The following is a 13,654-nucleotide window of genomic DNA, read 5'->3' as shown; positions in this document are numbered from 1 at the left end:
AAATGGGGCGAGGTTTAACCCGCCCCATATAACACAGCATAAATACTTTTGTTTATTTCAATCTCGCTTTTAAAAATGCAATGGTATTGGCATAAGCATCCCTGGTGGCCTCGCTGTTATATGCGGGACTGCTTGGGTTTGCAAAAGCATGATCGGCATCATATTGGTGCAGGTACAGCTTTTTGCCCGCTGCTTTCATATCATCATTAAATTTGGCAACAACTTTGGGGTTTATCCATTGATCTTTATTGGCAAAGTTGCCCAGTACATCGGCATTTAAAGTTTTTAATCGCGCTATGTTTTGCTCGGGCATGCCATAGTACATTACGCTGCCTGCCAGTTTTTTACCCGCCAATAAACCGGTTTGCAAACTCCAGCCGCCACCAAAACACCAGCCTATTGTGGCAATGTGCGCGCCTGCGCCGGTATATGCTATGGCACCGTTAATAATGGCTTTGGCCCTGTCTTCATTTACGGCCTGCATAAATTTACCTGCATCCTGCGGGGTAGTGGCAATTTTGCCATCGTAAAGGTCAAGGTCAATAACGTTCACGTTGCCCAGGTCGTTGTATATCTTTTCAGATTCGCGTTTAACAAAATCATTTAATCCCCACCACTCGTGAATTACCAGGATGTAATTCTTACTGGGCGTTTTAGCTTTCAGCAGGTACGCAGTTGATTCTTTACCATCGGGTGTTTTATAGGTAATATTTGTGCCGATGCTGCTTTGAAAGCGGATGGGCAATGGCTTTAAATGCGCCATTTTAAATTTGGAATCGGAGGCCAGCATGGCAAACCGTTGTGTTGCCGATGGGTTACTGCAGCAAACAACTTTGCGCTGCGCAAATGCACCGCTGCAAAAAATGACGAGTAGGGTAAAAAGAGTAAGCTTTTTCATGGTTGGATGTTTTGTTAAGCTGTTATGGGTTACATAACAAATACGTTGATGAATTAATTTGTGTTGCCTTAAACTTAACCGGTATTAGTAGAGGGGGATCTCTATATTTTTTAATGGAGATCCTCTTCCTCAAAATTACTGTTTAATATACCTTTTCCAATACAATTTTATGCTGCAATTAGAGGAGGGCAGGTCAGGGTTGGGGCAATTCAATTATTCAACCGTCCAGGCACTAATTTCGTATGCAGCTAAATTTACAGCAAGTTTGCCATTAATAATATGAGTAGCATCTTTCCCGATAAAATTACCAATCTTTTTTCCTTGTAAGCCAGTCGCTTCAACAGTTGCCGCCTGTTGCTTATCTGATAAATTAACAACCACTATAACGGCCTTATCCCCATCCTGCCGGATAAATGAAAATACCTGGTCGTTATTATTGATGAGGGTTTTGTACGTTCCGTTAACTATAGCCGGATTGGATTTGCGCAGGCGGATGATCTCCTTGTAATAATTAAAAAGCGAATTTGGGTCTTTTCTTTCCTCTTCAAGGGATATACCATCGTTGGGTTTATCATCATTAAACTGATCTTTATACGGGCCGGTTTGCTTATACCAGTATGCCATGCCTTTGCCTTTACCTGTTGCATACCATTCAAATGCCTGCCTGTCGGGGATTTCATTGGCATCGGTGGCTCCGAAATTGGCGCTGGTACCGGTCATGCCTAATTCCTGGCCGTAGTAAATAGATGGGATGCCGCCCATGAGCAGGTTAAGCGCGCAGCCTACTTTTAGTTTGCCTATATCACCTTTAACAGCTGTACTAAAACGGGGAATATCATGGTTTTCAATAAATACCACCTGCTGCTTGCCTGCCGGGTTCATGGCAAGGGTTGAATCGGCATTGGCCAGCAACAGATCTTTCCTGAACGACCGGATGGCGAAGGCCAGTCTTAAACCAAACACGCGGTCAACGCAGCCTTTTTCCAGGTAGTCCAGCCCTAAACTAAACCAGTTGGCCTGCTCGGCAACTATTTTTATTTTAGGGTTGATGGCTCTTAGTTTACCTAATAAAGGGTTCCAGAAAGTATCAAATAAATGCGGCATTGTGCCTTTATTATCCAGGTTATCCATCATATGGTCCAGCCTGAAGCCATCTACGCCATCATCAAACTTACCATCCTTATTCGGGTCGAGCCAGTAGCTAAACAGTTTTAAATTATATTCCTTTGATTTTTCGCTGTTTAAATTGGCGGTGGTAATTTTATGGGTTACACCATCATAACCTTTTAGGCTGGTTAAATTATATACAATGGTTGATGGTTTTTTATTCTCCTTGTCGTCCCATATAATATAATCGGTGTACTCGGATTTTGGGTTGCCGAACGCATCCTTCCACCATTTGGAATCCTCGGTAACATATTGGGTTTCCATATCCATATAAAATTTCATGCCCCTTTTGTGCAATTCTTTAATGAGCGCCAGGTAATCGTTCAGCGTGCCATATTTGGGGTCGATCTTTTTAAAATCGATAGCAAAGTAATTATGGTAATAAATTGATTCATAAAGCGGGGTGCACAAAATGGAGGTTACCCCAAGCTCCTGCAGGTAATCCAGTTTTTGCCTTATTCCGTTCAAATCGCCGTGACTATCACCATTGCTGTCAAAAAAACTCCGCTGAAAAATATGGTATATGATCTCGTCGTTATTGCTCTGGGGTTTATTGCGCTTCAACCCGGCACTTGAGGATAGTGCAATGCAAAGCAGGCAGGCAATTGCAACAAGTTTTTTTATTTTCATGGAGTTATAATTGGCTGCCAAAACAACTGAAATAAGTACTAATATACAATGAATAAATAGTTTATTTAATAGCCTATCTTATCATTAAAAATAGCCTTTATTACTATGTTTTTGCTTTTGGTAATAATATATGGATTATATACTCCACATATTGGCCAATTTTACTGTGTTTTGACGGCCATAGTAGTATTAATTTTGCACATTATACTTCCTTAATTATTTAGGCAATAAACTACGCGTAATAATAAAACCCTGAAACCTGCTATAACAATAATTCAACATGCCCATTACCTGCAAAGCTGCCATTACGAATGGCGACGGAAGTTTTACTATTGAAGATATTGAAGTTCATGACCCGCAGGCCGATGAAGTACTGGTAAAAATAATGGCCGCCGGCCTTTGCCATACTGATCACGACTCGCTGAGCTGGGGCAAGCAGCTCATTATAGGGCATGAAGGTGCCGGCGTTGTTATTAAAACCGGCAGTAAAGTTACAGGCTTAGCGCCCGGCGATAAAGTGATATTAAACTGGGCTATGCATTGCGGCCATTGTTTTCAATGTTTAGCAGGTAATCAACACCTTTGTGAGGTGGCTTCGCCGGTAGCGGCGGGTGGCAACGGTTATACGCCTGGTCATGCAAATCCATCGGGCACCACACTAAACGGTTTGCCGGTTTTGCGCTCGTTCAATATTGGTACCCTTGCGGGCTACACGCTGGTAAAAGCATCTGCAGTAGTAAAAAACGCATCAACAAATATGTCATTCCCGGCGGCAAGTATCATTAGCTGCGGGGTGATGACGGGCTATGGCTCGGTGCTGAATGCGGCCAAAGTAAAAGTAGGGTCTTCGGTAGTAGTATTGGGCACCGGTGGGGTAGGGCTTAATGTGATCCAGGGCGCAAAAATAGTGGGAGCGGCGATGATCATCGCTATTGATATCAACCAAAATCGTTTAAATATGGCGGTTAAATTTGGAGCCACCCATACACTTTTGGCCTATAAAACGGATACCGGCCTGTTACAGGCAGCCCAAAAGGTAAAAACCATGACCCATAACCGGGGTGCCGATTATGCTTTTGAATGTACTGCCATCCCGGAGTTGGGCGCAGCACCGCTGGCGATGGTGCGCAATGCCGGTACCGCTGTACAGGTAAGCGGTATAGAGCAGGATATCACTATTGATATGCGCCTTTTTGAATGGGATAAAATTTACATCAATCCACTATATGGCAAATGCCGCCCGCAGATAGATTTTCCTGACATTGTACAACATTATGAAGACGGGAACCTGATGCTGGAAGAAATGATTACACGTACCTATAAAATAAATGAACTCGATAAAGCTTTTGATGACATGCTGAAAGGCAGAAACGCCAAAGGAGTTATTGTTTTTGACTAAAAATATGCCATTTAGAACAACTGAGATATCTAACCCGCAGTTTGAAAATAATAATCTACGTTTTATAACGGTAAAAACCCCGAACCTTAAAGGGCGGGGCGATATATGTGTATACGTGCCGCCGGGAACAAAATCAACCCATACCTTGCCTATTGTAATACTGCTGCACGGTGTTTATGGCAGCGCCTGGAGTTGGGCCTACAGTGCAGGGGTACACTTAACGGTGAATGAATTAATAAAGACAGGTGAGTTGCCTCCTATGATATTGGCCATGCCATCAGACGGGCTTTGGGGTGATGGATCTGGTTTTTTGCCGCACAGTACCTGTAATTTCGAAAAATGGATAGCGGAGGATGTGCCAGCCGCTGTAAGGGAGAACGTTGCGGGTGCTAAAGAGGATTCACCCTTATTTATTTCGGGCCTATCAATGGGTGGTTTTGGCGCATTGCGTATCGGTGCCAAATATGGGCGGCAGTTTAGGGCTATATCCGGAATGTCATCAATTACCAGTCTGCCGCAGATTAAGCTTTTTGTGGAGGAGCCTTTAAAATGCTATGCCCAGGATAATAAAATTGATGAAGATGTTTTTGAAACCTTTAAACATTACAGGGAACAATTGCCGCCGCTAAGGTTTGATTGTGGTGAAAGCGATCTGTTATTAACATACAATCGTGATCTGCATAAAAAAATGGAGGAGGAGGGGATTCCGCACGTTTACGAGGAATTTGGCGGCGGGCATGAGTGGTCATACTGGTCAAGACATGTAGTTAAAAGCTTAAAATTTTTTGCCGGGCATCTTTAAAAAAAGAGATAAAATAATTGCAGATATTTTGCGGGTGAATGTCTTTTATTAGTATAATTTTTTGATAATCAATTAATTAAATTCCGGTTCCTTCAGAAATATCATTTTTTTGTCAATTAGTCATGGCTGTTTATACAATTTTCACTAATTTGAACGTTTAACTACTTTGTAGGTTCTAACCTGCAAATAGTGATAAGGTTTAGGTTTAAAGTCCCCAAGCAGCGAGTGCAAGGGGACTTTTATTTTTTAAGGAAGATGCCTGGTGAAACAGCTCATGTATCAGGTAAACCCATCAATTATTGCTTTATTTGCAGCTTACAAAAATATCCGGCACCTGTTAATACACAAATGAGCGATCTGAAAAAAGAATTATATGATTTGTGTGTTGCCCATGTGCGCAGAAGCATGGATGCGGCCGAGCTGGCTATCCAGGAAGCTCAAAAAGCATCAAACGATGATACCAAAAGCAGCGCCGGTGATAAATACGAAACCGGACGCGCCATGATGCAGCAGGAAACCAACCGCAACCTGGCCCAGTTAAATGAAGCCAATAAACTTATGGTTGCCCTAAACCGCATCAGTACCAACGGCACATCTGCCGTTGCCGAGCTAGGGAGTGTAATTATTACTAATAACGGAAATTTTTACCTGGCTATTAGTGCCGGTAGCCTGCCGCTTGCGGGTAAAACCTATTTCGCGGTTTCTCCCGGATCGCCGGTTGGCCTTAAACTTAATGGTAAAAAGAAGGGTGATAGCTTTACGCTGAATGGTAAATTATATGTTATTGAACTGGTAAGTTAAGCGTTATGCTTTTAGCAGGTATACCGGGTGTGAATTTTATGGCATTACCGACCTGGTTTTGGATGATAATATTTAAATGATTTTGCTCTGCAATAACCATTTGATCTCCATCATAGATATGGTGAATATAATTTGCTTATTTTTTTGCCGGGAAGCCGGATACCGAAAGTATCTCATCAACTACGCCAGTAATATTTAAGCTGTTTTTTCAATATTAATTTTTTTTTTGCTGACTGTTTGCCCACGCCGGCATATTATTTACCATATTATTATATCTTCAGAAAGAATGGATTTAATGGGGCGCTTGATAGATGCGAAACAGCCTGGCAGGTCATTGCTGATAACAGAAAATAAAAGATCTTTGGTATGGTTAGGGTCATCAAGCGCTTCCTTTGCCTCGATATTTCCAGGCTTTGTTGTTTTAACTCCTTGTTTAGCTCGGTGTTATGTAAATTGCTTCTGCTGATGATTGAAAGAATTACATCGCCAACCTCTCAGTAGCCATAGTAGGAAGACTTGCCGCAAAATTTTATATAACGTTGTTTTAAAAGAATTGCGAAGGCTAATGGCGTTGAAAATATAAAAATTAATTAATTCATCTCGTTTAAAACAATAAATGGTATTGGTTTTATAATTTATGGTATAAATAGGTCCTTATTTAAAAAGTAACCTATATCATATTTTAATTTTATGTTAAAAAACAAGCCGTTTTAACCTAAAATCGATAAAAATTAACTTTTTTTAAAAATAAAACCCCTCATTCATCAAATGATGCAGTAATCATCAAATATCTATTACTATATTTGATGTTAACAAAACTGGGCAACTAAATAACCTTGCCTTTTATAAATTAAAGATTGATGAACATATTTGTAGGAAGCCTTCCTTTTCAATTAGAGGAAGCCGATTTAAAAGAGCTTTTTGAAGCGTACGGTGAAGTAAGCACTGTAAAAATTATTATTGACAGGGAATCTGGCAGAAGCAAAGGTTTCGGATTTGTTGAAATGTCTGATGATGAGGCTGCACAAACAGCAATCACTGCCTTAAATGGTTCAGAAGTAAAAGGCAGATCAATTGCAGTTAGCCAGGCTGAAGATAAAAAACCAAGTGATCGCAGAAGCGGTGGCGGCGGTGGTTATGGTGGCAACCGCGGCGGCGGTGGTGGCTATGGCGGCGGCGGCGGTAACCGTGGCGGCGGTGGCGGCGGCTACTCAAAAGATAACAGAGGCGGCGGCGGCGGTAGCCGTTGGTAAATTATAATTAAAGTAAAACGCCGGGTAGTTTTACCTGGCGCTTTACTTTAAATGTGCTATCTACTTACGTTATTTTCGGAAATGATTTTGCGGGTTAATTTTACCCGCCGTGATTTTATTTTACCCAAAATCCGGTCTGTATTATTTTTCCTGTTTGGGTTGCTGCGGTAGTTTTACCTCAAAAGTGGCACCATCTCCCTGCGTTGATGTAATATTAAACGTTCCCTTTAGGCTTTCTACCAGGTGCTTTACCAGCGCCAGGCCAAACCCATATCCGTTTTCGCCGCTTGTGCCGTTACTTGATGTGGCATTGCCATTAAGTATGGTTTCAATTAGGTCAATATTTATGCCCACTCCCGAGTCTTTTACCTTTATCTGCAATACGTTTGCATCTTTATTTTCTACCAAATCCAGGCCAACAGTAACACTGCCGTTATCGGGTGTGAATTTTATCGCGTTCGAGATCAGGTTGCCGGTTATCTGCAGCAATTTATTTTTAGAGAAAGGAATGGTTTCTGATGCCGAAGAGGTATTCACCGTAAATCTGATGTGCTTGTTCATGGCCTGGGGCACATAAAGTTTTTCCAACTTATCTTTAAATACCAGCAGGTTAAATTCATTTGCTTTTAGTTCGGGCAAATTTTTGTTTTTATCATCGGCACTTAATATTTCATCTGCAAGCTCCAGTATTGATCTCCCACTTTTGTGAATCAGGTTCATAAACTCCAGTATTTCCTCCATCTGGTTCTCCTCGCCCTGTTCCTGTATTAATTTCGCCAGTCCAATAATTCCGCTTAACGGTCCGCGAATGTCATGAGCAACTTTTCTTTGCGTTTCTTTGGCTTCTGATAAATTATTTTTCAAGTCATCAATCACCTTCATGTAGTTAAGTCTTTTTACTATTTCGGCGGCTATTATCGTAAGCAGCTCAACTTTTTCAGGGTTAAGATTCTTTGCTGCATGCTGGTCAACCACGCAGAGCGCCCCAATATTGTGGTTGTTTACATTTAGGGGGATACCAAAGTAGTAGCGCAGATGTGGTCCGCCGGTAACGTAGGTACGGTCTTTAAAGCGCTCATCGGCACTCAAATCTGTCACCTCCAGGGTTTCATCACCCATGAGCACATACTGACAAACAGATTCTTCGCGGGGCATTTGCTCAAGCTCCAGGTTGTGGCTTGATATTGTCCATTGGGTATAGGAATCTATGAGGTTAATTAATGACATTTCTGTGCCGGCAACCTTGGCCGCCAGTTTAGTAAGATCCTTAAAATTGTCTTTTTGTCCGGCGTAATCTAAATCAAAGTCCGACAAGCTCATCAGCCTGCCCATTTCATTTTCTGGAATCGGGGGAGTTAGCATATAGTCAATTAGTTATACGTTTATACGAAATTTTAACACTCAAGGTTTTGTAAGCTGATACTAACGCCCGGTAAAATTGCATGGCCGACCAATGCTTTTTGTTAAAAATGTTTAACTTAACAATTCCAAAAGCCAATTATTATGGAAAGCAAAAAAACTTGTACCGGACCCGATGATGGGCTGGATATAAAGGACAGTTCGCGCAGGAATTTTCTGAAACAATCTACCCTGCTCACCGCAATTGCCCTTACTCCCGGAACTGCTATTAAAGCAGCTGCCGATCATGTGGACGAGCAGTTTGCCGCGGTTTTTGAAAAAATGCCGTTAAAAATGGAGGTAAACGGAAAGCAGCAAAGTTTATCTGTTGAACCCAGATCAACCCTGCTTGATATTTTACGCGAACAGCTTGATCTTACCGGCACCAAAAAAGGTTGCGATCATGGCCAATGCGGCGCATGCACCGTACATGTAGATGGGCATAGAGTAAATTCATGCTTAACATTAGGCGTAATGGTAAACGGTAAAAAGATCACCACTATTGAGGGTCTTGCCAAGGGCGATCAGTTACACCCCATGCAGGAAGCGTTTATAAAACATGATGGTTTTCAGTGTGGGTATTGTACTCCTGGGCAAATCATGTCGGCAGTAGCCTGCATCCGCGAGGGGCATGCCAATTCCGAACATGAGATACGGGAATACATGAGCGGTAATATTTGCCGCTGTGGTGCTTACCCTAATATAGTTAACGCCATACAGGAAGTTAAAGATGGAGGGATGAAAGTATGAAGCAGTTTCAATACGTTCGCCCGGCCACGCAACAAGGTGTGTTGGATGTTATTAATAAACCCGGTACTAAGATCATAGCAGGCGGCACCAATCTTGTCGACCTGATGAAACGTGGTGTTACTGCACCAGATAAGCTGGTTGATATTAATCAGCTGCCGTTAAAAACCATAGCAGCAACAAAAACAGGATTACACATAGGTGCGCTTGCACTCAATAGTGTTGTATCAGAAAATGCGCTGGTTGGGGAGAAACACCCACTTTTGGCCATGGCGCTTAAAGCCGGCGCATCACCGCAACTGCGTAATATGGCTACCGTGGGTGGTAATATGATGCAGCGTACCCGTTGTGGCTATTTTTATGATGTAACTATGCCTTGTAATAAGCGTGCGCCCGGAACGGGATGCGGTGCCATAGAAGGCATTAACCGGATGCACGCCATTTTTGGTGCGAGCCCGCAATGTATAGCTGTGCACCCAAGCGATATGTGTGTGGCCCTTGCCGCGCTGGATGCTACTGTGATAATTGCCGGTAAAAAGGGCGAACGCCGTTTGCCATTTACTGAATTTCATCGCTTGCCGGGAGATCATCCCGAACTGGATAATCATTTGGCTAAAGAGGAATTGATAATGGGTATAGAGATTCCCGATAACAACTTCAACAAAAATAGCTACTATTTAAAAATCCGCGACAGGCAATCATACGCCTTTGCGCTGGTGTCAGTAGCGGCTGCCCTTGATATAGAAAATGGTATTATTAAAGATGCCCGTTTAGCTATGGGCGGTGTTGCCCACAAGCCATGGCGCTTGTTTGATGCCGAAAAATCGCTCATAGGCAAAAAGGCAACCGAAGAAAATTTTGAGCATGCGGCACAGCTGGCTATGCAGGGCGCCAAAGGCTACGGCAACAATTCGTTTAAATTAAAACTTGCCCCGGCCATCATTGCCGAGGCTTTAAAACATGCAGCAGGCTTAGTTTAACACCCTATGAAAAAAGCGATAGACTCCATTATGCCATCTTCATCAGCAGGCATGAGCCGGATAGACGGGCGGTTAAAAGTAACCGGCGCGGCTAAATACTCGGCAGAATATACACCGGCAGGTTTAACTTACGGGGTTTTGGTGGGGAGTACAATCACCAAAGGCTCCATAACATCCATTGATACCAAAGCCGCCGGGCAAGCGCCGGGGGTACTTGCCGTAATTACCCATTTAAACGCGCCAAAGGTACCGGGCGATCAGCCTGAAAGTGGTAAGCCAGTCCCGCCCAAAGGCGCATTCAAAGTGTTTTATGATGATAAGATATATTACAACGGGCAACCCATCGCCCTGGTAATTGCTGATACTTTTGAGCGTGCTTTGTTTGGCGCATCGCTGGTAAAGGCGCAATACCATACCGATAAGCATATTACCAACCTGCCGGATAATATGAGTAAAGGTTTCCCTCCACGTGGCGAAGGGACTTATAAACGCGGTACAGAAGATGCCTGGAAAGCGGCGCCGTTTAAGGTGGAGCAGGAATATATTGTACCTACAGTGACCCACAACCCCATGGAATTGCATGCCATTATAGCCAATTGGGATGCTGATAATAAATTATCTGTTTGGGACAAAACCCAGGGGGTAAAGGGCACACAGGAAGATTTGGCCCACCTGTTTAAACTCCCTGTTGAAAATGTGCAGGTACACTCGCAGTTTGTGGGCGGCGCTTTTGGCAGCGCATTGCGTACATGGCCGCATGAAGTTGCCGCCATTATTGGTGCTAAGGTTGTTAAAAAGCCGGTTAAGTTGGTTTTAAGCCGTGCAGATATGTTCACTTCGGTGGGCTACCGGCCGTTTACGTGGCAAAAAATTGCCATTGGCGCTACTGCCGATGGTAAACTCACGGGCATTACCCATGAAGCTGCCGGGCAAACATCATCCTACGAAAACTTTACTGAAGGGCCAACGGGTGTGAGCCAGAATTTATATGCCTGCCCAAATGTGAACACTAAATATCATTTGGTTGCATTGGATATTGCCACCCCAACCTGGATGCGCGGACCGGGCGAAGCTACAGGTTCCTTCGCGCTGGAATCTGCGCTGGATGAGCTGTCATATAGCTTAAAGCTTGATCCGGTTGAATTAAGGCTTCGGAATTATGCAGAAAAAGATCCCGATAGCGGCAAGCCGTTTTCCAGCAAGTTCCTGAATGAAGCATACCAGTTGGGTGCCGACCATATAGGATGGAGCGAGCGTAAACAAGAGCCCGCATCAGTGAAAAAAGACGGCTGGCTTGTTGGCTATGGCATGGCAGGGGGCATGTTTGGCGCCTATCGCAGCGGGGCGACTATAAGGGCAAAGATGAATACAGACGGTACATTGTTATTGCAAAGCGCCGTTAGTGATATTGGGCCCGGAACAGGAACCGCAATGGTTTTGATCGCATCTGAACAAATGGGCATTCCGGCCGAAAAGATCAGGTTTGAAATGGGAGATTCATCGCTGCCCAATGCACCAACCCAGGGTGGCTCGGCAACCACGGCCAGTGTTGGGTCTGCAGTATACCAGGCCTGCGCCGATTTGAAAGAGAAATTCCAAAAGCTTGTTGGAAACGGAGGTGCCGATAAGCCCGATTATGCCAAAATATTAAAAGAGCACAGCCTGCCATCGCTTGAAGTGGTTACAGAAACAGGCGGCGGCAATGGGATGGAAAAATATGCCATGAACTCATGGTCGGTTCATTTTGTAAAGGTGTTGGTAAACGCGGCAACCGGTGTTGTTAAAATAGATAAAGTAGCCTGTGTGGCCGACTCGGGCCATATTATTAGTCCAAAAACAGCGCGCAGCCAGGTAGTGGGTGGCGCTATAGGTGGTATTGGCATGGCTTTAATGGAAGAATCCATTATTGATCATCGCTATGGCCGATACATCAACAATAATTTTGCTGATTATCATGTACCAGTAAATGCCGATATCCCGCAGATTGACGCCCTGTTTGTTAACAAACCCGACCCGATCATTAACCCAATGGGTGCAAAAGGTATGGCCGAGATCGCCCTTATCGGCATGGCCGCCGCAGTAGCCAACGCGGTTTATAACGCCAGCGGTAAACGGGTAAGGGATTTGCCTATCACACCTGATAAGGTGATGGCGTAGGGTTAAAATTCGGAAAGCTCTAAAGAATGAAATGAGGTGAGAAGCCTGTGAAATATGCCTCATATCATTGTGACCGCAGCGTGGCAATCGCGAACTATGCAGGATAGACTTGAATGGTTCGCGATTGCTTCGTTGTTCCTTCTCGCTATGGCATGGTCGCAAAAAAAACTTTTTGTCATCCTGAACGCAGTGGAGGATCTGCTATTCGTCATGCTTCTTCGCCCTGTAAAGTCGGCGAATAGATCCTTCGTTCCTCAGGATGACAAACTTTTTAAGGTCATTTCACCTTCAGCGTTTCCCGAAATTTTATCACTCGTAATGGCATTTTTTAATTATTTCATTCAGCAAAGGTTTTTAAAAAATCCGCACATCTGAAATCTATAATCTGCACATCTACAATTTCCTCGCTGCTACACCCTCATTGGTGATCTTAACCGGCTGTATCAATCCATCCTTATCAAAGTATATTTTATCAATACACATTACACGGTGGTTTGCATCGGTTTCGGTTAGCGGGCGACGATGGTAAACAATGTACCATTCATCGGTGCCGGGTACATTGATCATCGAGTGGTGGCCTGCGCCGGTGGCAATACTGGCATCTTGTTTTAATACGGTGGCTATGCGTTTAAACGGACCGAAAGGAGTATCGCCAACGGCATACGCAACGCGATAGTCAGGGCCTGTCCAGCCGCCTTCGCTCCACATAAAATAGTATTTGCCATTGCGTTTAAACATTACCGGACCTTCTACATAGCCTTCTGGAGTTATTTTTTTATAAGTTACACCATCCTCAAACGGAACAACACCTGTAAAATCATTTTTAAGTTTAACGATATTGCACTGGCCCCAGCCGCCATATATCATATAATACTGGCCGTCATCATCTCTAAAAACAAACTGATCAATTGGTTGCGCTTTATTGATGATCTGATCTATGAGTGGTTTGCCCAGATAATCTTTGAAGGGGCCAGCGGGGTTATCGGCTACAGCGACACCAATGCCGCCTTTTTCGTTATTGTTCTGGATATCATTAGCGCCAAAGAAGATATAATATTTACCATCTTTTTGAGTAACTGCCGGTGCCCACAGCGCGCGGCGAACCCATTTTACACCGCTGGTGTCCACAATGTGAGAGTGCTTGGTCCAATGCACCAGGTCGGGTGATGAAAAGGCATCCATGTATACCTGCTCATTGTATTTGGCCGAGTAGGTGGGGTATAGCCAGTATTGGTTATTGAAAATTTTAGCTTCGGGATCGGCGTACCAACCTTCAACAACCGGGTTGCCGGATGTTTTCTTGTCTTGTGCAAAAGCACGGCGTGCCGGCGCGGCAATGGCGGCAACCATTGTTAGCACTAAAACCATTTTTTTATAGAGGCCCTTTTTCATAGTAGATAATTATGTTTTAAGACCGCTAAT

The 13,654-nt window shown here is 43.7% G+C and carries 11 protein-coding genes; 7 read left to right on the top strand and 4 right to left on the bottom strand.

All coding sequences use genetic code 11. From position 1 onward, the window contains the following. Positions 1–52: 52 nt before the first annotated feature. Positions 53–898 carry a dienelactone hydrolase family protein gene (locus AC1D0K_RS27300; RefSeq protein WP_477392718.1) on the bottom strand — a complete coding sequence of 282 codons (846 nt, stop codon included), beginning with the start codon at positions 896–898 and terminating at the stop codon, positions 53–55. Positions 899–1,111: 213 nt separating this feature from the next. Continuing rightward, positions 1,112–2,695 carry an alpha-amylase family glycosyl hydrolase gene (locus tag AC1D0K_RS27295; RefSeq protein WP_477392716.1) on the bottom strand — a complete coding sequence of 528 codons (1,584 nt, stop codon included), beginning with the start codon at positions 2,693–2,695 and terminating at the stop codon, positions 1,112–1,114. A 280-nt stretch (positions 2,696–2,975) separates the two neighbouring features. On the opposite strand from AC1D0K_RS27295, the gene AC1D0K_RS27290 reads away from it, so the two are divergent. The 4 genes from AC1D0K_RS27290 (at position 2,976) to AC1D0K_RS27275 (ending at position 6,950) form a co-directional block, all read left to right on the top strand. Further along, positions 2,976–4,094, top strand: a complete 1,119-nt coding sequence (locus AC1D0K_RS27290; RefSeq protein WP_477392714.1) for an alcohol dehydrogenase catalytic domain-containing protein — start codon at positions 2,976–2,978, stop codon at positions 4,092–4,094. A 4-nt stretch (positions 4,095–4,098) separates the two neighbouring features. After that, positions 4,099–4,896 carry an alpha/beta hydrolase gene (locus tag AC1D0K_RS27285; protein ID WP_477441353.1) on the top strand — a complete coding sequence of 266 codons (798 nt, stop codon included), beginning with the start codon at positions 4,099–4,101 and terminating at the stop codon, positions 4,894–4,896. A 255-nt stretch (positions 4,897–5,151) separates the two neighbouring features. After that, on the top strand, positions 5,152–5,697 hold the full coding sequence (locus tag AC1D0K_RS27280) for a GreA/GreB family elongation factor (protein ID WP_477392020.1): 546 nt from the start codon (positions 5,152–5,154) through the stop codon (positions 5,695–5,697). Between the two features lie 860 nt (positions 5,698–6,557). After that, positions 6,558–6,950, top strand: coding sequence for an RNA recognition motif domain-containing protein (locus AC1D0K_RS27275; RefSeq protein ID WP_477392021.1), 393 nt, complete (start codon positions 6,558–6,560; stop codon positions 6,948–6,950). A 141-nt stretch (positions 6,951–7,091) separates the two neighbouring features. Here AC1D0K_RS27275 and AC1D0K_RS27270 read toward each other — a convergent pair whose 3' ends face one another. Then, positions 7,092–8,312, bottom strand: a complete 1,221-nt coding sequence (locus tag AC1D0K_RS27270) for a GAF domain-containing sensor histidine kinase (RefSeq protein ID WP_477392022.1) — start codon at positions 8,310–8,312, stop codon at positions 7,092–7,094. 141 nt (positions 8,313–8,453) lie between these two features. On the opposite strand from AC1D0K_RS27270, the gene AC1D0K_RS27265 reads away from it, so the two are divergent. Genes AC1D0K_RS27265 through AC1D0K_RS27255 form a run of 3 tightly spaced genes read left to right on the top strand, consistent with a single transcriptional unit; the run spans position 8,454 to position 12,232 of the window. Continuing rightward, entirely contained in the window at positions 8,454–9,098 is a 645-nt protein-coding gene (locus tag AC1D0K_RS27265) for a (2Fe-2S)-binding protein (protein WP_477392023.1), read from the top strand. Then, positions 9,095–10,075 (top strand): FAD binding domain-containing protein, encoded by a 981-nt coding sequence (locus AC1D0K_RS27260; protein ID WP_477392024.1) that lies wholly within the window; start codon positions 9,095–9,097, stop codon positions 10,073–10,075. Before AC1D0K_RS27265 ends, AC1D0K_RS27260 begins: the two co-directional genes overlap by 4 nt. Before the next feature lie 6 nt (positions 10,076–10,081). Next, entirely contained in the window at positions 10,082–12,232 is a 2,151-nt protein-coding gene (locus AC1D0K_RS27255) for a xanthine dehydrogenase family protein molybdopterin-binding subunit (protein ID WP_477392025.1), read from the top strand. A gap of 393 nt (positions 12,233–12,625) precedes the next feature. On the opposite strand, the gene AC1D0K_RS27250 is transcribed toward AC1D0K_RS27255, so the two are convergent. Beyond that, complete coding sequence (locus AC1D0K_RS27250) at positions 12,626–13,624, bottom strand: glycoside hydrolase family 43 protein (protein ID WP_477392026.1); 999 nt, start codon at positions 13,622–13,624, stop codon at positions 12,626–12,628. Positions 13,625–13,654: the final 30 nt, after the last annotated feature.

This window comes from Mucilaginibacter sp. P1_A3, assembly GCF_056406855.1.
Note: the sequence above shows the minus strand (reverse complement) of the source record. Positions and strands in the feature narration are given on the sequence as shown.

Excerpts from the sequence above, each read along its gene's own strand:
- AC1D0K_RS27300 (WP_477392718.1), bottom strand. The coding sequence starts at position 898 with ATGAAAAAGCTTACTCTTTTTACCCTACTCGTCATTTTTTGCAGCGGT.
- AC1D0K_RS27295 (WP_477392716.1), bottom strand. The coding sequence starts at position 2,695 with ATGAAAATAAAAAAACTTGTTGCAATTGCCTGCCTGCTTTGCATTGCA.
- AC1D0K_RS27290 (WP_477392714.1), top strand. The coding sequence starts at position 2,976 with ATGCCCATTACCTGCAAAGCTGCCATTACGAATGGCGACGGAAGTTTT.
- AC1D0K_RS27285 (WP_477441353.1), top strand. The coding sequence starts at position 4,099 with ATGCCATTTAGAACAACTGAGATATCTAACCCGCAGTTTGAAAATAAT.
- AC1D0K_RS27280 (WP_477392020.1), top strand. The coding sequence starts at position 5,152 with ATGCCTGGTGAAACAGCTCATGTATCAGGTAAACCCATCAATTATTGC.
- AC1D0K_RS27275 (WP_477392021.1), top strand. The coding sequence starts at position 6,558 with ATGAACATATTTGTAGGAAGCCTTCCTTTTCAATTAGAGGAAGCCGAT.
- AC1D0K_RS27270 (WP_477392022.1), bottom strand. The coding sequence starts at position 8,312 with ATGCTAACTCCCCCGATTCCAGAAAATGAAATGGGCAGGCTGATGAGC.
- AC1D0K_RS27265 (WP_477392023.1), top strand. The coding sequence starts at position 8,454 with ATGGAAAGCAAAAAAACTTGTACCGGACCCGATGATGGGCTGGATATA.
- AC1D0K_RS27260 (WP_477392024.1), top strand. The coding sequence starts at position 9,095 with ATGAAGCAGTTTCAATACGTTCGCCCGGCCACGCAACAAGGTGTGTTG.
- AC1D0K_RS27255 (WP_477392025.1), top strand. The coding sequence starts at position 10,082 with ATGAAAAAAGCGATAGACTCCATTATGCCATCTTCATCAGCAGGCATG.
- AC1D0K_RS27250 (WP_477392026.1), bottom strand. The coding sequence starts at position 13,624 with ATGAAAAAGGGCCTCTATAAAAAAATGGTTTTAGTGCTAACAATGGTT.